A 20,730-nucleotide genomic window follows, 5' to 3' on the forward strand; every position below is an offset into this window, starting at 1 on the left:
TACGATGACCGGAGCCCGCCGCATGCGGCCGTCACCCGGAGGTTTCGTTGACCGATCTCACCGCGTTCATCGCCGGACTGCCCAAGGCGGAGCTGCACGTCCACCACGTCGGCTCGGCATCCCCGCGCATCGTGGCCGAACTGGCCGCGCGCCATCCGGACTCCAAGGTGCCCACCGATCCGGAGGCGCTGGCCGACTACTTCGTCTTCCGTGACTTCGCCCACTTCATCGACGTCTACCTCTCCGTGGTGGACCTGATCCGGGACGCCGAGGACGTGCGACTGCTCACCTACGAGATCGCCCGCGACATGGCCCGGCAGAACATCCGCTACGCCGAGCTGACCGTCACCCCCTACAGCTCGACCCGGCGTGGCATCCCGGACACCGCCTTCACCGAGGCGATCGAGGACGCCCGCAAGACCGCCGAGGCCGACTTCGGCACCGTGCTGCGCTGGTGCTTCGACATCCCCGGCGAGGCCGGGCTGCCGTCCGCCGAGGAGACCGTCCGCATCGCCTGCGACCTGCACCCCGAGGGGCTGGTCTCCTTCGGTCTCGGAGGACCCGAGATCGGCGTGCCGCGCCCGCAGTTCAAGCCGTACTTCGACCGCGCCATCGCCGCCGGGCTGCACAGCGTTCCGCACGCGGGCGAGACCACCGGGCCGCAGACGATCTGGGACGCCCTCACCGAGCTGCGCGCCGAACGGATCGGCCACGGCACCAGCGCCGTCCAGGACCCGAAGCTGCTCGCCCATCTCGCGGAAGCCCGCATCCCGCTGGAGGTCTGCCCTACCTCCAACATCGCCACCCGCGCGGTCGCCACCCTCGACGAGCACCCCATCAGGCAGATGGTCGAGGCCGGAGTGCTCGTCACCATCAACAGCGACGACCCGCCGATGTTCGGCACCGACCTCAACACCGAGTACGCGGTCGCCGCCCGGCTGCTCGGCCTGGACGCGGCGGGCGTCGCGGCCCTCGCGAAGAACGCCGTCGAGGCGTCCTTCCTCGACGCGCCGGGCAAGGCGCGGCTGACCGCGGAGATCGACGCCTACACGGCGGTCGCGGCTCGATGACGACGGCGGGCACGGCCTTCGTCCCGGTCGGCCACCGCGGTGACCCGTACACCCACCGCGAGAACACCTTGGCCTCCATCGGCTCGGCGATACGCGCCGGGGCGAGCGCCGTGGAGGTCGACGTCCGGCTGACCCGCGACGGCGTCCCGGTGCTCCTGCACGACGCCACCCTCAAACGGCTGTGGGGCCACGACCGGCCGCTGTCCGCGCTGACCGCCGAGGAGGTGCGGCAGCTGTCCGGCGGGGGCATACCCACGCTGCGCGACGCGCTCGCCGCGACCGGCCGGGCCCGGCTGCTGATCGACCTGCCCGACGCGTCGGCCGCCCTCGCGGCCGTCGCCGAGGTGCGCGAGGCCGGGGCCGCCGACCGTGTGTACTACTGCGGCGAGCTGTCCGCGCTGCGCCGGGTGCGCCGCGCGGAGCCCGGCGCCGAGATCTCCCTGACCTGGACCACCCTCGCGCCGCCCCGGCCGACCCTGCTGGCCGATCTGCGGCCCCGCTGGCTCAACTACCGCTTCGGCCTGGTCTCCCCCGGCCTCGTCGAACGCGCCCACGCCGACGGCCTGCTGGTCTCCGCCTGGACCGCCGACACCCGCCGCTCGATGGCGCGGCTGCTGCGCGCGGGTGCCGACGCGATCACCACGAACCGCATCGGCACCCTCTGCGCCCTGCTCAGCCGCCGCTGACCGACCCCACGCGGGGTCAGCCCAGCGACGTCATCACGTGCTTGATGCGGGTGTAGTCCTCGAAGCCGTACGCCGACAGGTCCTTGCCGTAGCCGGACTTCTTGAATCCACCGTGCGGCATCTCCGCGACCAGCGGGATATGGGTGTTGATCCAGACGCAGCCGAAGTCCAGGGCCTTGGACATCCGCATCGCGCGGCCGTGGTCCTTGGTCCACACCGACGAGGCGAGCGCGTACTCCACGCCGTTGGCGTAACTGACCGCCTGGGCCTCGTCGGAGAACGACTGGACGGTGATGACCGGGCCGAAGACCTCGTGCTGGACGATCTCGTCGTCCTGCTTGAGCCCGGAGACCACGGTGGGCGCGTAGAAGAAGCCCTTCTCCCCCACCCGGTGGCCGCCCGCCTCGACCTTGGCGTGTGCGGGAAGCCGCTCGATGAAGCCGCTGACCTGGGCCAGCTGATGGGCGTTGTTGAGCGGGCCGAACAGCACGTCCTCGTCGTCCGGGGCACCGGTCTTGGTGTCCGCCGCGGCCTTGGCCAGGGCGGTCACGAACTCGTCGTGGATCGACTCGTGGACGAGCACGCGGGTGGCCGCCGTACAGTCCTGGCCCGCGTTGAAGAAGCCCGCGACCGAGATGTCCTCGACGGCCTTGGCGATGTCGCTGTCCTCGAAGACCACGACCGGCGCCTTGCCGCCCAGCTCCAGGTGGACCCGCTTGAGGTCCTTCGACGCGCTCTCCGCGACCTGCATACCGGCCCGCACCGAACCGGTGATGGACGCCATGGCGGGCACGTCGTGCTCGACCATCAGCCGCCCGGTGTCACGGTCGCCGCAGATGACGTTGAAGACGCCCTGCGGATGGCCCAGTTCCGCCAGCACCCCGCCGATGATCTCGGCGAAGAGCACGGTGGAGGCCGGGGTGGTGTCGGAGGGCTTGATGACGACCGTGTTGCCCGCCGCCAGCGCCGGCGCGAACTTCCACACGGCCATCATCATCGGGTAGTTCCACGGCGCGACCTGCGCGCACACCCCGATCGGCTCGCGCCGGATGATCGAGGTCAGCCCCTCCATGTACTCACCGGCCGACCGGCCCTCCAGCATCCGCGCCGCGCCCGCGAAGAACCGGATCTGGTCGATCATCGGCGGGATCTCCTCGTCCCGCGTGAGCCCGATCGGCTTGCCGGTGTTCTCCGACTCGGCCGCGATCAGCTCCTCCGCCCGCGCCTCGAAGGCGTCGGCGATCTTCAGCAGGGCCTTCTGCCGCTCGCCGGGCACCAGGTCCCGCCAGGCGGGGAACGCGGCGGCGGCCGCGTTCATCGCCGCGTCCACGTCCGCCGCTCCCGACAGCGGCGCCGTGGCGTAGGGCTCGCCCGTGGCCGGGTTGACCACCTCCGTGGTGCGCCCGTCCGCGGCGTCCCGGAACTCACCGTCGATGTAGTTGCGCAAACGACGCAGCTCGGTGGTCACGTTGCCACCCCTCCTGTCTGCTGTCCGATGGGTGAGACACCACCCTAGCCGCGAGGACGACGTTTTCAACATACCCGCCACACCAGAACAACGGAATCGGTGATTTCAAACCCCTCGAACAACGGAATTCATCGATCGAGGGTTGCCAGACCATCGAGGCTCGTGCACAGTGAGGGTCGTGGCCACACCTGACAAGAACGGCACGCCGTCGATCGACTCCGTATCCCTGGCGATCATCGAGCAGCTCCAGGAGGACGGCCGTCGGCCCTACGCCGCCATCGGCAAGGCCGTGGGCCTGTCCGAGGCGGCCGTACGGCAGCGCGTGCAGAAGCTCCTCGACCAGGGCGCGATGCAGATCGTCGCCGTCACCGACCCGCTCACCGTGGGGTTCCGGCGCCAGGCGATGATCGGCATCAACGTCGAGGGCGATCTCGACCCGGTCGCGGACGCGCTGACCGCCATGGACGAGGTCGAGTACGTGGTCGTCACCGCGGGCTCCTTCGATCTCCTCATCGAGATCGTCTGCGAGGACGACGACCACCTCCTTGAAACGATCAACAAGCGGATCCGCACGCTGCCCGGCGTGCGCTCCACCGAGAGCTTCGTCTACCTCAAGCTCCGCAAGCAGACCTACACCTGGGGAACGAGATAGCCATGAGCGCGGACCTCTCCAAGACGGCGTACGACCACCTGTGGATGCACTTCACCCGCATGTCGTCGTACGAGAACGCCCCCGTGCCGACGATCGTGCGCGGCGAGGGCACGTACATATACGACGACAAGGGCAAGCGCTACATCGACGGCCTCGCCGGGCTGTTCGTGGTGCAGGCCGGCCACGGGCGCGCCGAGCTCGCGGAGACCGCGTACAAGCAGGCGCAGGAGCTGGCCTTCTTCCCGGTGTGGAGCTACGCCCACCCCAAGGCCGTCGAACTGGCCGAACGACTCGCGGGTTACGCACCGGGCGACCTCAACAAGGTCTTCTTCACCACCGGCGGCGGCGAGGCGGTCGAGACCGCCTGGAAGCTGGCCAAGCAGTACTTCAAGCTCACCGGCAAGCCCACCAAGCACAAGGTCATATCCCGGGCCGTCGCCTACCACGGCACCCCCCAGGGCGCCCTGTCGATCACCGGCCTGCCCGGGCTCAAGGCGCCCTTCGAGCCGCTGGTCCCCGGCGCGCACAAGGTGCCCAACACCAACATCTACCGGGCGCCGATCCACGGCGACGACCCCGAGGCGTTCGGCCGCTGGTGCGCCGACCAGATCGAGCAGCAGATCCTCTTCGAGGGCGCGGACACCGTCGCCGCGGTCTTCCTGGAGCCGGTGCAGAACGCGGGCGGCTGTTTCCCGCCGCCGCCCGGGTACTTCCGGCGGGTGCGCGAGATCTGCGACCAGTACGACGTCCTGCTCGTCTCGGACGAGGTCATCTGCGCGTTCGGGCGGCTGGGCACGATGTTCGCGTGCGACAAGTTCGGCTACGTCCCGGACATGATCACCTGCGCGAAGGGCATGACGTCCGGCTACTCCCCGATCGGCGCGTGCCTCGTCTCCGACCGGCTCGCCGAGCCCTTCTACCGGGACGGCAACACGTTCCTGCACGGCTACACCTTCGGCGGCCACCCGGTCTCGGCCGCGGTGGCCCTCACCAACCTCGACATCTTCGAGCGCGAGGGGCTGAACCAGCATGTCCTCGACACCGAGGCGGCGTTCCGGTCGACCCTGGAGCGGCTGCACGACCTGCCGATCGTCGGCGACGTCCGGGGGAACGGCTTCTTCTACGGCATCGAGCTGGTGAAGGACAAGGCCACGAAGGAGTCCTTCGACGCCGACGAGACCGAGCGGATCCTGTACGGCTTCCTCTCCAAGGCGCTGTACGACAACGGCCTCTACTGCCGGGCCGACGACCGCGGCGACCCGGTCGTCCAGCTGGCCCCGCCGCTGATCGCGGACCAGGCGCTGTTCGACGAGATCGAGCAGGTGCTCAGGGGTGTGCTCACGGAGGCGTGGGCGAAGCTCTGACCCCGCGGCGGGGTGGCTCTCCCCCACCCCGCCCCTCCCCGACCCAGGGGCTCCGCCCCTGGACCCGGCGCAGGCGCGAGGCAGCGGCCCGGGCTCCGAGGCGGCGTCACCCCTCGGCAGCGGCGGGCCTGGGCCCCACCAGCCCCGCCGCCGGGCTCCGGCCGCCTGTTCCACCGTCGGCGCGGCCCCTGTCCCCGGGGTATGGGCCCCGGAGCGGCACACGACGGGCCTCCGGCGCCCGCCGCGTTCCCGGGCCTGCCGCAGAGGCGGTCGCGACCCACGCACGGCCGCGGCGCCGCCGGGCTCCGGCCGCCTGTTCCGCCTCGGCGCGGGTCCTGGCCCCAGGGCGCGCCAAGCCTGCCGCTTCCCGAATGGGGCTTCCGGCACCCCGGGGCCCGCCGCCCACGCGCGGCCGCGGCGCCGCCAGGTTTCGGCCCGCTGTTCGATCGTCGGCGCGGCCCCTGCCCCAGGGCGCGCCGGGCCCGCCGTAGAGGTAGAGGCGGTACGCGGTCGGCAGTGCCCGCCTCGCCGACGGGCCGGGGCCGTCCGTCCCGGCGTCGGGTGGCTTGTGCCCGGGGCCGCGTCGAGGTGTCGTCATACGCGGAAGAGCCGCGGACTGGGGGCCGGGGCGCGGGTTCACTGCCACTTGAGGGCGAACCACAACTCCATCCGCACGTCCGCGTCGTTCAGGTCCGCCTCCAGCAGCGCCGCGGCGCGGGCGATGCGCTGGCGGACCGTATTGCGGTGAATGTCCAGGGCCACCGCCGTACGGTCCCAGCTGCCGTGCAGCGACAGCCACATCCGCAGCGTCTCGCGCAGCGCGGGCGCGTCGTTCAGCGGCGCCAGCCGGGTCCGGCCCAGCGCTTCGGCCTCGGCCGGGTCGACCAGGGAGGCGACGCCGCCCCGCTCCGGGGCGTGCCGCACCACGGGCAGCCGCTCCGCGACCGCCCGGCGCAGCGCGCGGGCCGCTTCGGCGCCGCCGTGCGCCAGGCCGTCGGCGGGCACCGGCGCACCGGCGCCCAGCGTCCAGCCGGGCTGCGCCCGTACCTCCGCGTCGCCGGGCACCAGGGCGCACAGGTCGTCCCCGTCCAGGTCGACCAGCGGCGTACCGAGCCCGGCGGCGAGCGCGGCCGCGGCCAACAGCCCGTCGTCCCCGCCCCGGCCGCGGCGCCGCCCGCGCACCACGGTCCACGCGTCCGTACCGCTCAACAGCCCGGCGACATCGGCAGGTTCGGCGCCCAGCATCAGCCGCACCAGCGCGGTGCGCTCGGCCCCGGCGTCGGCCGTGCGCCGCCCCGTCAGCAGGGCGAGCAGCACCATGGCCACGCCCACCACCGCGCTCTCCGTCGCATCGCGCCGCGGCGCGCACACGCCCAGGGCGAGCGGCCGTTCCGGCCCGCCCAGGCCGTACGCGCTCAAGGCGACCCCGTCCAGCGTGCCCGCGGCCGAGGCGGGCCCCGCCCGCAGCCGGGCGGCCAGCGAGCCGAGCGCCGCGCGCACCTCTCCGGCCGGCCGGGGCCCCGCCGCCGCCAGCTCCGCCCCGTCCGGCCCGTACAGCACCACCCACCCGCCCAGATGCCGCGCCAGTTGGCGCAGCACGGCCGGTACGGGATGGGGCCGCGCGGCGGCGGCCGCGAGCGACTGCTGCACCTCCGTGATCCGCCGCAGCTCCTGGTGGCGGCGCTCGGCCATCGCGTCCCACACGGCGCTCGCGACAGCCGTGAAGGTGGTCTCCCGTGGCACTTCCACCAGCGGCAGCCCATGCCGGTCGCACGCCTCGGCCAGCGCCCGCGGCACCTCCTCGTGCACGGGCGCGATGCCGAACCCCAGCGCCGTGGCGCCCGCCTCGACCGTGCGGGCCACATAGCGGTCCCAGTACGCATCCGTCGCCGCCGGACCGTGCACCCCGGCGCTGAGCAGCAGTTCCCCACCCAGCAGATACGGAACGGGGTCCTCCATCTCGCTCGTGTGCACCAGGTACACCGGCGCGTCCCCGCGCGGCCCGGCGACCTGCCGCAACCCCAGACCGGGGTGGTCCAGCAGGACGGCCAGAGGCACGGGCACCGTCGGCGGCATGGCCTTTTCCTCCATCCCGGGAACCACGAGTGGAGGAAACGTACACTTCCCGGCCTCTTCGGCGACACCCTAATGTCGCGGTCACCGTCCCCCGTGAGGAGCCCCACCATGACCGCTGTCGACTACACGGTGATCGTCGTCTATCTCGCGGGCATGCTCGCGCTCGGCTGGTGGGGGATGCGCCGCACCACGTCCACCAGCGATTTCCTGGTCGCGGGCCGCCGCCTGGGCCCCGCCATGTACTCCGGGACGATGGCCGCGATCGTCCTCGGCGGCGCCTCCACCATCGGCGGCGTCGGCCTCGGCTACCAGTACGGGCTCTCGGGCGCCTGGATGGTCCTCGCCATCGGCCTCGGCCTGCTCGCCCTGTCCGTCTTCTTCTCCGCGCGCATAGCCCGGCTCAAGGTCTACACGGTCAGCCAGATGCTCGACCTGCGCTACGGCGGGTCCTCCGGGCTGATCTCGGGCATCGTCATGTGGGCGTACACCCTCATGCTCGCGGTCACCTCGACCATCGCGTACGCCACCATCTTCGACGTGATCTTCGGTCTCGACCGGGTCGTGGCGATCGTGCTCGGCGGGGCCATCGTCATCTGCTACTCCACGCTCGGCGGCATGTGGTCGATCACGCTCACCGACATGGTGCAGTTCGTCGTGAAGACCGTCGGCGTGCTCCTCCTCCTGCTCCCGATCGCCGTCGTCAAAGCGGGCGGCTTCGCCGCGATGAAGGCCGAGCTGCCGGCCGGCTACTTCTCCCCGATGGGCATCGGCGCCCAGACGGTCTTCACCTACGTGCTCATCTACTCCTTCGGCATGCTCATCGGCCAGGACATCTGGCAGCGCGTCTTCACCGCCCGCGACGACAAGGTCGCCCGCCTCGGCGGCACCGCGGCCGGTACGTACTGTCTGGCGTACGCGGTCGCCGGAGCCGCCATCGGCACGGCGGCGAAGGTCCTCTACCCCCACCTCGGCGCCCCCGACGACGCGTTCGCGACCATCGTCAAGGACGCCCTTCCCATCGGCGTCAAGGGCCTGGTCCTGGCCGCGGCCCTGTCAGCGGTGATGTCGACCTCCTCCGGCGCGCTCATCGCCTGCGCCACGGTCGCGAACAACGACATCTGGGCCCGCCTCCGGGGCCGCCCCGCCACCGCCTCGCACGACGAGGTCGCGGGGAACCGCCTCTTCATCCTCGTCATGGGCCTCACGGTGGTCGGGATCTCCATCGCGCTCAACGATGTCGTCGAGGCGCTGACCGTCGCCTACAACCTGCTGGTCGGCGGGCTGCTGGTGCCGATCCTGGGCGGCCTGTTGTGGAAGCGCGGCACGGGTGCGGGAGCGCTGGCCTCGGTGGCCGTGGGCGGCCTGACGGTGATCGGGCTGATGTTCTGGAAGGGCATCCTCGCCAGCGAGCCCATCTACATCGGCCTGCTGGCCTCGCTCATGGCGTACGTGGCGGTGAGCCTGTCCACCAAGCCGACGGACGCGGCGGTCCTGAACGCCTGGCAGCGCCGCCTGGCCGGCGACCCGGTCCCCGAACCGGCCCCCACCCCGGCGAACGCGTAATCCCCACATCACCACCAGGAAGGGCACTCCATTGCGCACCGCACAGCGCGAGCGCCACGGCGGCGATCTCGTCGTCGAATCCCTCACCGCGCTCGGCGCGACCACCGTCTTCGGGCTCCCCGGACAGCACGCGCTCGGCGCGTTCGACGCGCTGCGCCGCTCCGGCCTCGACTACGTGGGCCTGCGCGTGGAGAACAACGCGGGGTTCGCGGCCGATGCCTTCGCCCGCGTCACCGGCTCCGTCGCCCCGCTGCTGGTGTCCACCGGCCCCGGCGCGCTCCTGACGCTGGCCGCGCTGCAGGAGTCGGCCGCGGCGTCCGCGCCGGTGCTGGGGATCGGCAGCCAGGTGCCCACCCCGGGGCTCGGCGGCGGCCGCAAGGGGTATCTGCACGAACTGACCGACCAGAAGGCGTCGTTCCGCGACATCGTGAAGTCCGTCCACACGGTCCGCGCGGCCTCGCAGATCCCGTCCGCCCTCGCCGCCGCCTGGGCCTCCGCCCTGGAGGCACCGGCGGGCCCGGTGTGGCTGGAGATACCGCAGGACGTCCTGCTGGCCCCCACCTCCGTACCGCCCGTCACCACTCTGGAGGCCACACCGCGCCCGCTGCCGCCCCGTCCCGAACTCACGGAACGGGCCGCACACCTCCTGAGCACCGCGGAACGCCCCGTGATCCTCGCCGGAGGCGGGGTCGTGCGCGCGGGGGCGTGCGAGGAACTGCGCACGCTGGCCGAGCGCCTGGACGCCCCTGTGGCCACGACGTTCGGCGGGAAGGGCGCGTTCCCCTGGGAGCATCCCCTCTCCCTCCAGTCCTGGCTGGAGGACCGGCACACGACCGACCTGCTGGAGGACGCCGACGTCCTGCTCGTGGTCGGCTCGGGCCTCGGCGAACTCTCGTCCAACTACCACACGTTCCGGCCCCGCGGTCAGGTCGTCCAGATCGAGGCCGACCTCGGCAAGCTGGAGTCCAACCACCCGGCCCTCGCCGTCCACGCCGACGCGAAACCCGCCCTGGCCGCCCTGGCCGGCGCCGTCTCCCCCCGCCCGGAAACCACCGGCGCCGAGACGGCGGCCACCCTGCTGACCCGCGTACGGCAACGGCTCGCGGCCCAGGACCTGAACCTGGAGCAGCGGGTCCTGGGCGCGGTACGGGAGGCGCTGCCCGATGACGCGCCCAGCTTCTGGGACATGACGATCCTCGCGTACTGGGCCTGGTCCGCGTTCGACCCGCGCGCGGGCGCGCTGCACTCCGCACAGGGCGCGGGCGGCCTCGGCTACGGGCTGCCCGCCGCGCTGGGCGCCGCCGCGGCCGACCGTACGCGGCGGGGGCCCGTGCTGGCCGTGTCGGGCGACGGCGGGGCCATGTACTCGATCGCCGAACTCGCCACCGCCCGCCAGTACGACCTGCCGGTGACCTGGCTGATCGTGGACGACGGCGGCTACGGGATCCTGCGCGAGTACATGACGGACGCCTTCGGCGAGGCGGCCGCCACCGAACTGGACCGCCCGGACTTCGTCGCGCTCGCCGAGTCCTTCGGCGTGGCCGCCGTACGGACCGCACCCGACCGGCTGCGCACCGACCTCGCGGCGGCGCTGGCCGCCCCGGGCCCCTCGGTCGTCGTCCTCCCCGCCCGCCTGCGCATGTTCGCGCCCACCCACACGGACCGCACCTCGGAGGAGGGCTGATCGGAGGAACTGGGCCCGCGCCCCGGCCGAGCCTCAGGCGCGGGCCCCGGCCGGAGTCCTTACCGTGCCAGTGACCCATTGGTTCCGGACTCGTTCACCCCGTCGGGGGAACGGGACGATCGCAGGTAAGGCGAGGTGCTCTGGATGGTGGCTCCGCCGGAAGACGACGTGCTCCGGGCACGCGCCCTGTCGTACGCCCATGACGGCTCGCCCGCCCTCGCCGGTGTCTCCGTCGGCGCCCGCGAGGGCGAGATCCTGGCGGTGACCGGCCCCCGGGGCTGCGGAAAGACCACGCTCCTCAAATGTCTGTCGGGCCAGTTCGTCCCGGATGACGGCGAGGTGTGGTTCAACGACACCGCCGTGCACTCCCTCACGCCGCTGAGCCGCGAGCGGCTGTGGGCCGACCACTTCGGCTGGATCGACACCGAGCCGCAGCTCGTGCCCGAGCTGACCGGGTGGGAGAACGCCGCGCTGCCGCTGATGCTGCGCGGCACCGGGCGGCGCGCCGCGAAGAGCGCGGCGCGCGAGTGGCTGGAGCGGCTCGACGTCGCCGAGTGCGCGGGGGTACGCCCCGGCGCGCTGCTGCAGTCGCAGCGTCAGCGGGTCGCGATCGCGCGGGCGCTGGCCTCCACGCCCAGCGTGCTGTTCGCGGACGAGCCCACCGCGCCGCTGCACCGCGCCGACCGGGCCCAGGTGCTGCGCGCGCTCACCTCTGCGGCGCGTACCCACGGCATCACCGTCGTACTGGCCACCCAGGACCCGGAGGTGGCCACGCTCGCCGACCGCACCGTGACCCTGCTGGACGGCCGCCTGGTGGACCCGGCGGCGTCCCCCGACGCGGAGGGCATCGCGGCGTGCTCAGCCTCCGCCTAGCCCGCGGCTCCCATCCGCTGGTCCTGCTGCGACGGTCGCTGGTGGGCGTCGCGGCGGCGGGCGCGAGCTTCCTGCTGCTGTCCGCCCTGGGGTTCGCGGCGAGCCACCCCGCCGACCCCGACGGGGCGCTCGCGCGGCTGCTGTGGTGCGTCGTCCCGCTGGCCGCGACCGTGCAGCTGGCCATGTCCGTCGCCCGCGCCGACCCCAGCACCCGCCCGGGCGCGGGGTTCGCCGCGGCCGGGCTCGGCCCGGCCCGGCTGGCGCTGCTGGCGGGCGTCGCGACGGCGACGGTCTGCGCGGCCGGGAGCGCGCTGGCGCTGCTGACCTTCCTTCATCTGCGCGGTGATGTGGGCGGCTCGTGGCTGCTGTGGGCGGGCAGCGGTGCGGCGGGCCGCGCACTCGGCGGGGATCGGCCGTTGCCGCTGGTGGGGGCCGTCACGCTGGTGGCCGTCGTCCCGGTGGTGGCGGGTGCGGCGAGCGCGGCGGGCCGGTGGCCCCGCCCTCCGGCCGCCGGGGCGCAGCGGCCGGCCCTCCCCACCGTGGCGACCGGCCCGCTCACCCCGCCACCGCACCGCGCGGCGTCCACCCTGCCGTGGGGCGTAGCGCTCGCCGCGGCGGGGCTCGCGCTGGAGGCGTACGCGGGGCGCGGAGCGCATCCGTCCCCCGGCGCCCTGGTGTCGCTGTCCGGGGGGTTCGGCGGCAGCGTGCCCGAGGTGGTGGGCGGCTGGGTGCTGACGGTCGCCGGGTTGGTCCTGGCCGGGCCCGGGCTCGTGCACGGCTGCGGCAGGCTGCTGGCCGTGGGGCGGCCGGGCCCGTTGCGGCTGCTGGCGGGGCGCATGCTGCAGCAGGAGGCGGGGCTGATCGGGCGTCCGGTGGGGGTGCTGTGCGCGGTCGCCGCCGGGTTGTACGGAGCGCTGCGGCTGCACGAAGCGGCCCACGGGCGCCCCGGCGCCCACTCCTTCGGTCCGCTCACCGACCTGGGCGTGGCCCTGGTCCTGATGTGCGCGTTCACCACGGTGCTCAACGCGGTGCTGGAGGCGCGGAGCGGGCGCCGGCGCACCACGGCCGCGCTGCTGCGCCTCGGCGCGTCGGCCCGTCTGCTGCGGGGCGCGGCCGCGCTGCGCGGCGCGGCCCTGCTGCTCGTCCTGGCGCCGGTGACCTGGGGCGTGGCCCAGCTGACCACCATGCCGTTCACCCATCGCTGACCGCACCGGCGTTCGATGTGATTAGCATGACGCCGTGCAGACCGATGACGCAGACACCACCGCGCCCGACGCGCCCACCGCACCCGACGTCGAAATAGAGTCCCTGGAGGAGTTCGACCAGGTCGTCGCCCGCGGCACCCTGGCCGGATACCGGGTCCAGTCCGTCGACCTGACGGCCCGTACGTCCGCGCTGCTGTCCACCGACACCGACCGGGCGGTCTTCCTCGGCTGCCCGATGGAGCCGGAGGCCGCCGCCCGGGTGCGGGCGCGGGGGGCGCTGGTCTTCCCGCCCGTGCCGGACCTGCCGTTCGACCCGTACCGCGGCGGCCTCTACACCGCGGCCGAGCTGTTCGAGGGCCTGGACGACGGGGTGGACGGGTACGCGGGCACCCCGGACGCCCTCGCGTACGCCTGGTTCCAGCGGACCAAGGCGGACGGCGACATCTTCTCCTCGATGCTGCGCTCGATCCACGACGACGCGGTCTCCGACGCGCTGGACGAACTGCTCACCGGCGCCCGGGTGGTGGGCGTGATGGGCGGGCACGCGCTGGAGCGCGGCTCCGAGGGGTACGCGGGCGCCGCGCGGCTCGGGCAGGCGCTGGCGCGGTCCGGGCTGACGGTCGCGACGGGCGGCGGCCCGGGCGCGATGGAGGCCGCCAACCTGGGCGCGTACACGGCACCCCTTCCGGACGCGGCGCTGAAGGAGGCGCTGGAACTCCTCGGCCGGACACCCTCGTTCCGCCCGTCGGTCGGCGCCTGGGCCGGGGCCGCGTTCACAGTGCGGGAGCGGTGGCCGGACGGCGGCGCGTCGGTCGGGATACCGACCTGGTTCTACGGGCACGAGCCGCCGAACGCCTTCGCCTCGCACATCGCCAAGTACTTCGCCAACGCGACCCGCGAGGACGGGCTGCTGGCCCGCTCGAACGCGGGCGTCGTCTTCCTGCCCGGCGCCGCCGGAACCCTTCAGGAGATCTTCGACAACGCCACGCCCAACTACTACGAGTCGCGCGGCGAGCCGACCCCGATGGTGCTCGTGGACCGCGACCACTGGACGCGCCGGCTCCCGGCCTGGCCGCTGCTCGAAGCGCTCGCGGAGGGCCGGTCGATGAAGGCCCGCATCGCGCTGGTGGACTCGGTGGACGAGGCCCCGGACGCCCTCGCCGCCCTGACGGGCTGAACTTCCCCAGCGGCCTGCCGGGCTACGCCGTCCCCAGCACCACCACGTCCGCGGCGTCGAAGGCCGCCCCGACCCTGTCTCCCGCCTCCGGGGCGTCCCGCAGCGCGCAGGACGCCTCCAGGCGGGGCCCGTGCTCCGGCTGGAGGACGACCGCCACATGGTCGCCGCGGAAGGTACGGGCCGCGACCTCGCAGGGCAGCCCGTCCTCGGGCGCCGTGAGCCGTACCCCTGCGGGGCGGACGAGCAGCCGGACCGATCCCGGCCGGGAGCCGGGCGGCACCGGCAGCTTGCCCCACACGGTGTCGGCGATCTCGCCGTGCACGGTCGCCTCGACCACGTTGTCGAAGCCGAGGAAGCGGGCGACGAACTCGTTCGCGGGGTGCTGCCACACCTCCAGCGGGGTGCCGGACTGCGCGATCCCGCCGTCCTCCATGACCACGACCCGGTCGGCGAGCGCGAAGGCCTCGCCCTGATCGTGGGTGACGGCGAGAACCGTGGTGCCCAGCCGGGCGAACAGCTCCCGCAGCTCCATGACCAGCCGCTCCCGCAGCCCGCGGTCGAGCTGGCCCAGCGGCTCGTCCAGCATGAGCAGCCGCGGCCGGGGCGCCAGCGCGCGGGCGAGCGCGACGCGCTGCTGCTCACCACCGGACAGCGAGTCGACCGGCCGCCGCTGCGCGCCGGGCAGCCCGACCAGGTCCAGCAGTTCGGCGACCCGGCGCTCCGCCTCCGCACGCCCGGCCCCCCGCATCCGCAGCCCGAAGGCGACGTTGCCGCCCACGTCGCGCTGCGGGAAGAGCTGATGGTCCTGGAACATCAGCCCCACCCCGCGCCGGTGGGTGGGTATGCCGCTCTGGTCCCGGCCCGCGAGCCACACCCGGCCGGAGGCAGCGCGCTGGAGCCCGGCCACCACGCGCAGCAGGGTGGACTTGCCGCTGCCGCTGGGGCCCAGCACACAGACCGTCTCGTGCTCGGCGACGTCCAGATCGACGGCGTCGAGCGCGTCGTGGCGGCCGTACCGGACCGTCACCTCGTCCAGCTTCAGCAGCGTCATCGGAACTCCCCCACTTCGGACTCGACCATGTCAGAACTCGCCCAGGCGGTTGGTGCGGACGCGTTCGAGCACCAGCAGGGAGCAGGCGCACACCAGCATCAGGATCGTGCTCAAGGCCATCGCCTGCCCGTAGTTGAGCTGCCCCGCGCGGCCCAGGAAACGCGCGACGGCCACCGGCAGGGTGGGGAGGTCGGGGCGGGCGATGAACACCGTGGCCCCGAACTCGCCGAGCGAGACGGCGAACGCGAACCCCGCCGCGACCGCCAGCGCCCGCCCCACCAGCGGCAGGTCCACCTCGCGCCAGGCGCGCAGCGGCGAGGCGCCGAGCACGGCGGCGGCCTCCCGCAGCCGGTGGTCCACGGCCCGCAGGACGGGCAGCAGGGTACGGACGACGAAGGGCACGCCCACCAGTGCCTGCGCGAGCGGGACGATGACCCAGGAGGAGCGCAGGTCCAGCGGGGGTTCGTCGAGCGCGATGAGGAAGCCGAAGCCGACGGTGACGGCTGAGGTGCCCAGCGGCAGCATCAGCAGCGCGTCGAAGCCGCGGACCAGACGCCCGGCCCGGCGGGTGAGCGCGGCGGCGGCGAGCCCGCCGACGAGGACGGCGAAACCGGTGGCGACGGCCGCGTACTGGAGGGAGTTCCCGATGGCGTCCACGGGGGCCACGAAGAAGGTGCCGCCGCTGTCGGCCGCGGATTCAAGCGCCCGGTAGTACGCGAATCCGTAGCCGTCCGGCCCGTGGAGCGAGCGTTCCACCAGCACCGCGAGCGGCAGCACGATCAGCAGCGCGACGACGGCCAGCACCCCCGCGAGCAGCCCCCACTGCGCCGGGCCCTGGGGGCGGCGCGCGGTCCGGGCGGCGTCGACGAGCCGCAGGGCGCCCTCCCGGCGGCGCACCGTCCAGGCGTGCAGGGCGAGGACGGCCGCGACCGCCGCGAACTGGACGAGGGTCAGCACCGCGGCCGTGGGCAGGTCGAGCAGCTGCGCGGTCTGCCGGTAGATGGCCACCTCCAGGGTGGCGTAGCGCGGGCCGCCGAGGATCTGGATCACGCCGAAGGAGGTGAAGGTGAACAGGAAGACCATCAGCGCGGCGGCGGCCACGGCGGGGCCCAGCGCGGGCAGGGTGACGCGGCGCCAGGCCGCGAGGCGGCTCGCGCCGAGCACCCGGGCGGCCTCCTCCTGGCGCGGGTCGAGCTGCGCCCACAGCCCGCCGACGGTGCGGATCACGACCGCGTAGTTGAAGAAGACGTGGGCCAGCAGGATCGCCCAGACGCTGGTGTCGAGCCGTATCCCCCACAGCTCGTCCAGCAGCCCGCCGCGCCCGAGCAGCCCCAGGAACGCCGACCCGGCGACGACGGTCGGCAGGACGAACGGCACGGTCACCACGGCGCGCAGCAACCCCTTGCCGGGGAAGGCGAAGCGGGCGAAGACGTACGCGCCGGGCAGCGCGACCGCCAGCGTCAGGCCGGTCGAGGCGGCCGCCTGCCAGCCGGTGAACCACAGGGTGTGCAGGACGGACGGGTCGCCCAGCACCTCGGGTATCCGCCCCAGCTGCCACCGGCCGTCGACGCGCAGCCCGCGGGTGACGATCGCGCCCACCGGATACGCGAAGAAGACGGCGAAGAAGGCCAGCGGCACGGCCATCAGGGCGAGCCGCAGCACGGTGCCGCGCGACCCGCCGCGGTCGGCAGCGGGCTTTACGGAACGAGCGAGGACCATGCCTTGACCCAGGGCTCACGGTTCTCGGCGATCTTCCGCGGCGGCAGGGTGGCCGAGTCGGTGACCTTGACCCCGTACCGGGTGAAGACCTCCGGCAACTTGGCGTCCTCGCGCACCGGATTGACGTACATGTTCAGCGGTACGTCCTCCTGGAAGCGCTTGGTCAGCAGGAAGTCCAGCAGCGCCTTGCCCCCCTTGGTGTTGCCCGCGCCGTTCAGCAGCCCGGCGAACTCCGTCTGCCGGAAGCAGGTGCCGTCCGCCACCCCGGTCGGGGCCTTCGCGGGCTTCGCCTTCGCGTCGGCCACCTCGGCGGGCGGGCTGGAGGCGTACGAGACGACGAGCGGCTTGTCGCCCTTGGCGCCGCCCGCCGAGCCGGAGAAGCGGTCGTAGTACGCCTGCTCCCAGCCGTCGACCACCTCGACGCCGTTGGCCTTCAGCTTCTTCCAGTAGCCCTTCCAGCCGTCGTCGCCGTAGCGGGCGGCGGTGCCGAGCAGAAAGGCCAGGCCGGGGGACGAGGTGGCGGCGTTCTCGGTGACCAGAAGGTTCTTGTACGCGGGCTTGGTCAGATCGGCGAACGTCTTCGGCGGCGCGAGCTTCTTGCGCGCGAAGTAGGCGCGGTCGTAGTTGACGCAGATGTCGCCGTAGTCGACCGGTGTGACGCGGTGCTTCGCCGGGTCGGCCTGGAAGGCCGCGGGGACCTTGTCCAGGCCCTTCGCCTCGTACGGCGTGAACAGGCCGCCCGCGAGCGCGCGGGAGAGGAGGGTGTTGTCGACGCCGAAGAACACATCGCCCTGCGGGTGGCCCTTGGACAGGATCGCCTGGTTGACGGCCGCCCCCGCGTCACCGCCCGCCTGCACCCGCACCTTGTAGCCGGATCTGCGCGTGAACTCCTTGAGGACGGCCTTGGACGCCGCGAACGAGTCGTGCGAGACCAGGGTGACGGTCTTGGAGTCCTTGCCGTCGGCCGCGCCCCCACCGCAGCCCGCGAGGACGCCGGTGCCGAGGGAGACCACGAGGACGGCGGTGACGGCACGCCGAAGATGGCTGTTCATGGTGAGGCTGACTCCCTACGCCGGTATGACCCGGATCAGGTTGGAGGGTCTGCGGCCGTGCCGCACTCTCAGCGCTGTCGCGCTCCCCTGTCGGAATGTTCACTTGTACGACGATCGCGCGAAGGCACCGTATCAGCCGGTGCTCAGCGCTCCGTGGCCGCCAACTGGCCGCACGCCCCGTCGATCTCCTGCCCCCGGGTGTCCCGGACGGTCACCGGCACCCCGTGCGCCTCCAGGGCCGCCACGAACGCCCGCTCGTCCTCGGGCCGCGACGCCGTCCACTTCGAGCCGGGCGTCGGGTTGAGCGGGATGAGGTTGACGTGCACCCGGTGGCCCTTGAGCAGCCGGCCGAGCAGGTCGGCGCGCCACGCCTGGTCGTTGATGTCCTTGATGAGGGCGTACTCGATCGAGATCCGGCGGCCGGACTTCTCCGCGTACTCCCACGCCGCGTCCAGGACCTCGCGCACCTTCCAGCGGGTGTTGACCGGCACGAGGGTGTCGCGCAGCTCGTCGTCGGGCGCGTGCAGGGAGACCGCGAGCCGGCACTTGAAGCCCTCGTCGGCGAACCTCAGCATCGCCGGGACCAGACCCACGGTCGAGACGGTGATACCGCGCTGGGACAGGCCGAGGCCGTCCGGCTCGGGGTCGGTGAGCCGACGGATGGCGCCGATGACCCGGTTGTAGTTGGCCAGCGGCTCGCCCATGCCCATGAAGACGATGTTGGACAAGCGGGCCGGTCCGCCCGGGATCTCCCCGTCGCGCAGCGCCCGCATCCCGTCGACGATCTGGTGCACGATCTCGGCGGTGGACAGGTTGCGGTCCAGACCCGCCTGGCCGGTGGCGCAGAACGGGCAGTTCATGCCGCAGCCCGCCTGGGAGCTGATGCACATGGTGACCCGGTCCGGGTACCGCATCAGCACGGACTCCACCAGCGTGCCGTCGAAGAGCCGCCAGAGGGTCTTGCGGGTGGTGTCGTCGTCGCAGCTGATGTGCCGCACCACGCTCATCAGGTCCGGCAGCAGCCCGGCCGCGAGCTTCTCCCGCGCGGCGGCCGGTACGTCGGTCCACTGGGCGGGGTCGTCGGTGTAGCGGGCGAAGTAGTGACGCGACACCTGACCGGCCCGGAAGGGCTTCTCCCCGAGGGCGGCGACGGCCTCGCGGCGCTCGGCGGGAGTGAGGTCGGCGAGATGCCGCGGGGGCTTCTTGGCCCCACGCGGCACGGCGAAAGTGAGTTCTCCGGGCTTAGGCATGGCCGTACCAGTGTCGCAGACGCGCGGAAGGCCCCGCGCCACGGGCGGCGCGGGGCCCGAGAGGTACGGGTCGGGCGGCTCAGCCGCCGCCCACGAAGATCACCATCAGCAGCCACGCCACGGGCGCGGTGGGCAGCAGCGAGTCGAGCCGGTCCATGATCCCGCCGTGGCCGGGCAGCAGCTTGCCCATGTCCTTGATGCCGAGGTCACGCTTGATCATGGACTCGCCGAGGTCCCCCAGGGTCGCGCTGACCGCGACGGCCAGGCCCAGGATGAGCCCCTGCCACCACACGCCGCCCTCGATGAGGTACTGCATGCACAGCGCCCCCACGACCATCGCGAACGCCACCGCGCCGAGCAACCCCTCGCGGGTCTTGCCGGGGCTGATGCGGGGCGCGAGCGGATGCTTGCCGAAGCGCCAGCCCACCGCGTACGCACCGGTGTCGCTCACCACGGTCAGCAGCAGGAAGGTCAGCACCCGCTGCGCGCCGTCGGGCGCGGCCAGTATGAGCGCCACGAAGGTGGCGAGAAACGGCACGTAGAAGGCGGCGAAGACGCCCGCGGTGACATCTCTGAGGTAGTTGTCGGGCGGCTCGGTCATCCGCCACACGAGCACGGCGAGCGCCGTGAGCGACACCGCCACCCACGCGCCCTGCGCCCCGCGCACATAGCCCGCGACGACCATGGCGACGCCGCCGACGGCGAGCGGCACCAGGGGGACCCGGATGTCCTTCCGCTCGGCCAGCCGGGAGGTCAGCTCCCACAGCCCGACCACCACGGCGACCGCTATCACGCCGACGAACACCGGCTTGTAGATGAAGAGCGAGGCGACGATGATCACGCCGAGTCCGACGCCCACCCCTATCGCGGCGCGCAGATCACGGCCCGCGCTCTTCTTCTTCGTCCCCTGACCGCCGCCGTCGCCGGGCGCGCCGGCCGCGGACTCGGGGCCGGGGGCGGGGGGCGTCGGCGGCTGCCCCGGGGGCTGCCGGGGCCCCGGCCGCGGCTTGTGCTCATCGCGGAACAAGGGGCCGCCCGGCCGGGCGGCCCCCCGGTCACGGCCGGCGGCGTCGCCGGGGTCGCCGCCTGCGTGCGGCACGGTGGGCATGGGGCGAGTCTGCGCCGCTTCGGCCACCTCGTGCGCGGGACCCGCCGAAGAAGGGGGCACCTCCCAGCCGTAGCCGGGGGAGGTGCCCTGATCAGTCGGTCCCCAGAGTCCGGCGCGTGGTGGGGCCCCCCAGGAAGAGTCGTTCATCAGACCTCGAGCAGCTCGGCTTCCTTGTGCTTGAGCAGCTCATCCACCTGCGCGACGTACTTCGCGGTGAGATCGTCGAGCTCCTTCTCCGCACGCCGGCCCTCGTCCTCGCCGACCTCGCCGTCCTTGATCAGCTTGTCGATCGATTCCTTGGCCTTGCGCCGGATGCTGCGGATCGAGATCTTCGCGTCCTCGCCCTTGCCCTTGGCGACCTTGATGAACTCCTTGCGGCGCTGTTCGGTCAGCTCGGGGAACACCACCCGGATGATGTTGCCGTCGTTGCTGGGGTTGACGCCCAGGTCCGAGTCGCGGATCGCCTGCTCGATGTTGCGCAGCGCGCTCTTGTCGAACGGGGTGATCACAGCCATGCGCGGCTCGGGCACCGAGAACGACGCGAGCTGGTTGATCGGCGTCAGCGCACCGTAGTAGTCCGCCACGATCTTGTTGAACATCGCCGGGTGCGCACGCCCGGTGCGGATCGCGGCGAAGTCCTCCTTGGCGACCACAACGGCCTTCTCCATCTTCTCCTCGGCCTCGAGGAGGATATCTTCGATCACCACTTGCTCCTGGTGTTATCCGTAAGCA

Annotated in this window: 17 protein-coding genes and 1 riboswitch; of the genes, 9 read left to right on the top strand and 8 right to left on the bottom strand. The window is 73.0% G+C overall.

Annotated elements, in window-relative coordinates:
- The first annotated feature begins 47 nt into the window (after positions 1 to 47).
- Complete coding sequence (locus ACH4SI_RS31180; RefSeq protein WP_398301571.1) at positions 48 to 1,070, top strand: adenosine deaminase; 1,023 nt, start codon at positions 48 to 50, stop codon at positions 1,068 to 1,070.
- The gene (locus ACH4SI_RS31185; protein WP_398301574.1) at positions 1,067 to 1,756 is read left to right on the top strand and encodes a glycerophosphodiester phosphodiesterase; all 690 of its coding nucleotides are present in this window, start codon (positions 1,067 to 1,069) and stop codon (positions 1,754 to 1,756) included. Before ACH4SI_RS31180 ends, ACH4SI_RS31185 begins: the two co-directional genes overlap by 4 nt.
- Positions 1,757 to 1,772: 16 nt before the next feature.
- Here ACH4SI_RS31185 and ACH4SI_RS31190 read toward each other — a convergent pair whose 3' ends face one another.
- Positions 1,773 to 3,224, bottom strand: a complete 1,452-nt coding sequence (locus tag ACH4SI_RS31190) for a gamma-aminobutyraldehyde dehydrogenase (RefSeq protein WP_398301576.1) — start codon at positions 3,222 to 3,224, stop codon at positions 1,773 to 1,775.
- Positions 3,225 to 3,402: 178 nt separating this feature from the next.
- Between ACH4SI_RS31190 and ACH4SI_RS31195 the strand changes: the two genes are divergently transcribed.
- Entirely contained in the window at positions 3,403 to 3,876 is a 474-nt protein-coding gene (locus tag ACH4SI_RS31195) for an Lrp/AsnC family transcriptional regulator (RefSeq protein ID WP_398301578.1), read from the top strand.
- Positions 3,877 to 3,878: 2 nt separating this feature from the next.
- The gene (locus ACH4SI_RS31200; protein ID WP_398301582.1) at positions 3,879 to 5,240 is read left to right on the top strand and encodes an aspartate aminotransferase family protein; all 1,362 of its coding nucleotides are present in this window, start codon (positions 3,879 to 3,881) and stop codon (positions 5,238 to 5,240) included.
- A 636-nt stretch (positions 5,241 to 5,876) separates the two neighbouring features.
- Here ACH4SI_RS31200 and ACH4SI_RS31205 read toward each other — a convergent pair.
- On the bottom strand, positions 5,877 to 7,316 hold the full coding sequence (locus ACH4SI_RS31205) for a PucR family transcriptional regulator ligand-binding domain-containing protein (RefSeq protein WP_398301584.1): 1,440 nt from the start codon (positions 7,314 to 7,316) through the stop codon (positions 5,877 to 5,879).
- Positions 7,317 to 7,424: 108 nt separating this feature from the next.
- Here ACH4SI_RS31205 and ACH4SI_RS31210 point away from each other — a divergent pair, with 108 nt between their 5' ends.
- The 5 genes from ACH4SI_RS31210 to ACH4SI_RS31230 all read left to right on the top strand — a co-directional run bounded on the left by ACH4SI_RS31210 (position 7,425) and on the right by ACH4SI_RS31230 (position 13,818).
- Positions 7,425 to 8,879, top strand: coding sequence for a sodium:solute symporter (locus ACH4SI_RS31210; RefSeq protein ID WP_398301586.1), 1,455 nt, complete (start codon positions 7,425 to 7,427; stop codon positions 8,877 to 8,879).
- A gap of 31 nt (positions 8,880 to 8,910) precedes the next feature.
- Positions 8,911 to 10,563, top strand: a complete 1,653-nt coding sequence (locus ACH4SI_RS31215) for a thiamine pyrophosphate-binding protein (RefSeq protein ID WP_398301588.1) — start codon at positions 8,911 to 8,913, stop codon at positions 10,561 to 10,563.
- 144 nt (positions 10,564 to 10,707) lie between these two features.
- Positions 10,708 to 11,436 carry an ABC transporter ATP-binding protein gene (locus tag ACH4SI_RS31220; protein ID WP_398301590.1) on the top strand — a complete coding sequence of 243 codons (729 nt, stop codon included), beginning with the start codon at positions 10,708 to 10,710 and terminating at the stop codon, positions 11,434 to 11,436.
- Positions 11,418 to 12,641, top strand: coding sequence for a hypothetical protein (locus ACH4SI_RS31225; RefSeq protein ID WP_398301592.1), 1,224 nt, complete (start codon positions 11,418 to 11,420; stop codon positions 12,639 to 12,641). The genes ACH4SI_RS31220 and ACH4SI_RS31225 overlap by 19 nt, the downstream gene beginning before the upstream one ends.
- Positions 12,642 to 12,675: 34 nt before the next feature.
- Positions 12,676 to 13,818 (top strand): LOG family protein, encoded by a 1,143-nt coding sequence (locus ACH4SI_RS31230; RefSeq protein ID WP_398301594.1) that lies wholly within the window; start codon positions 12,676 to 12,678, stop codon positions 13,816 to 13,818.
- 22 nt (positions 13,819 to 13,840) lie between these two features.
- Here ACH4SI_RS31230 and ACH4SI_RS31235 read toward each other — a convergent pair whose 3' ends face one another.
- The 6 genes from ACH4SI_RS31235 to frr form a co-directional block, all read right to left on the bottom strand.
- Positions 13,841 to 14,869 carry an ABC transporter ATP-binding protein gene (locus ACH4SI_RS31235; RefSeq protein ID WP_398301597.1) on the bottom strand — a complete coding sequence of 343 codons (1,029 nt, stop codon included), beginning with the start codon at positions 14,867 to 14,869 and terminating at the stop codon, positions 13,841 to 13,843.
- Between the two features lie 30 nt (positions 14,870 to 14,899).
- Positions 14,900 to 16,513, bottom strand: coding sequence for an ABC transporter permease (locus ACH4SI_RS31240; protein ID WP_398301876.1), 1,614 nt, complete (start codon positions 16,511 to 16,513; stop codon positions 14,900 to 14,902).
- A 53-nt stretch (positions 16,514 to 16,566) separates the two neighbouring features.
- Positions 16,567 to 17,640, bottom strand: a complete 1,074-nt coding sequence (locus tag ACH4SI_RS31245) for a thiamine ABC transporter substrate binding subunit (RefSeq protein ID WP_398301599.1) — start codon at positions 17,638 to 17,640, stop codon at positions 16,567 to 16,569.
- Positions 17,636 to 17,739: riboswitch (TPP riboswitch) on the bottom strand. (Overlaps the previous gene by 5 nt.)
- A 44-nt stretch (positions 17,740 to 17,783) precedes the next feature.
- A complete protein-coding gene (gene rlmN, locus ACH4SI_RS31250; RefSeq protein WP_398301601.1) occupies positions 17,784 to 18,890 on the bottom strand; it encodes a 23S rRNA (adenine(2503)-C(2))-methyltransferase RlmN in 1,107 nt (368 codons plus the stop codon).
- A 79-nt stretch (positions 18,891 to 18,969) separates the two neighbouring features.
- Positions 18,970 to 20,145, bottom strand: a complete 1,176-nt coding sequence (locus ACH4SI_RS31255; RefSeq protein ID WP_398301604.1) for a phosphatidate cytidylyltransferase — start codon at positions 20,143 to 20,145, stop codon at positions 18,970 to 18,972.
- A complete protein-coding gene (gene frr / locus ACH4SI_RS31260) occupies positions 20,145 to 20,702 on the bottom strand; it encodes a ribosome recycling factor (protein WP_398301606.1) in 558 nt (185 codons plus the stop codon). The genes ACH4SI_RS31255 and frr overlap by 1 nt, the downstream gene beginning before the upstream one ends.
- Positions 20,703 to 20,730: the final 28 nt, after the last annotated feature.

Source organism: Streptomyces sp. NPDC021212 (genome assembly GCF_044332925.1).
Taxonomy (GTDB): Bacteria; Actinomycetota; Actinomycetes; order Streptomycetales; family Streptomycetaceae; genus Streptomyces.

What these genes read in the sequence shown, in the direction of transcription:
- ACH4SI_RS31185 (WP_398301574.1), top strand. Translation starts at nt 1,067, where the DNA reads ATGACGACGGCGGGCACGGCCTTCGTCCCGGTCGGCCACCGCGGTGAC.
- ACH4SI_RS31200 (WP_398301582.1), top strand. Translation starts at nt 3,879, where the DNA reads ATGAGCGCGGACCTCTCCAAGACGGCGTACGACCACCTGTGGATGCAC.
- ACH4SI_RS31205 (WP_398301584.1), bottom strand. Translation starts at nt 7,316, where the DNA reads ATGCCGCCGACGGTGCCCGTGCCTCTGGCCGTCCTGCTGGACCACCCC.
- ACH4SI_RS31210 (WP_398301586.1), top strand. Translation starts at nt 7,425, where the DNA reads ATGACCGCTGTCGACTACACGGTGATCGTCGTCTATCTCGCGGGCATG.
- ACH4SI_RS31220 (WP_398301590.1), top strand. Translation starts at nt 10,708, where the DNA reads ATGGTGGCTCCGCCGGAAGACGACGTGCTCCGGGCACGCGCCCTGTCG.
- ACH4SI_RS31235 (WP_398301597.1), bottom strand. Translation starts at nt 14,869, where the DNA reads ATGACGCTGCTGAAGCTGGACGAGGTGACGGTCCGGTACGGCCGCCAC.
- ACH4SI_RS31240 (WP_398301876.1), bottom strand. Translation starts at nt 16,513, where the DNA reads ATGGCCGTGCCGCTGGCCTTCTTCGCCGTCTTCTTCGCGTATCCGGTG.
- ACH4SI_RS31245 (WP_398301599.1), bottom strand. Translation starts at nt 17,640, where the DNA reads ATGAACAGCCATCTTCGGCGTGCCGTCACCGCCGTCCTCGTGGTCTCC.
- rlmN (WP_398301601.1), bottom strand. Translation starts at nt 18,890, where the DNA reads ATGCCTAAGCCCGGAGAACTCACTTTCGCCGTGCCGCGTGGGGCCAAG.
- ACH4SI_RS31255 (WP_398301604.1), bottom strand. Translation starts at nt 20,145, where the DNA reads ATGAACGACTCTTCCTGGGGGGCCCCACCACGCGCCGGACTCTGGGGA.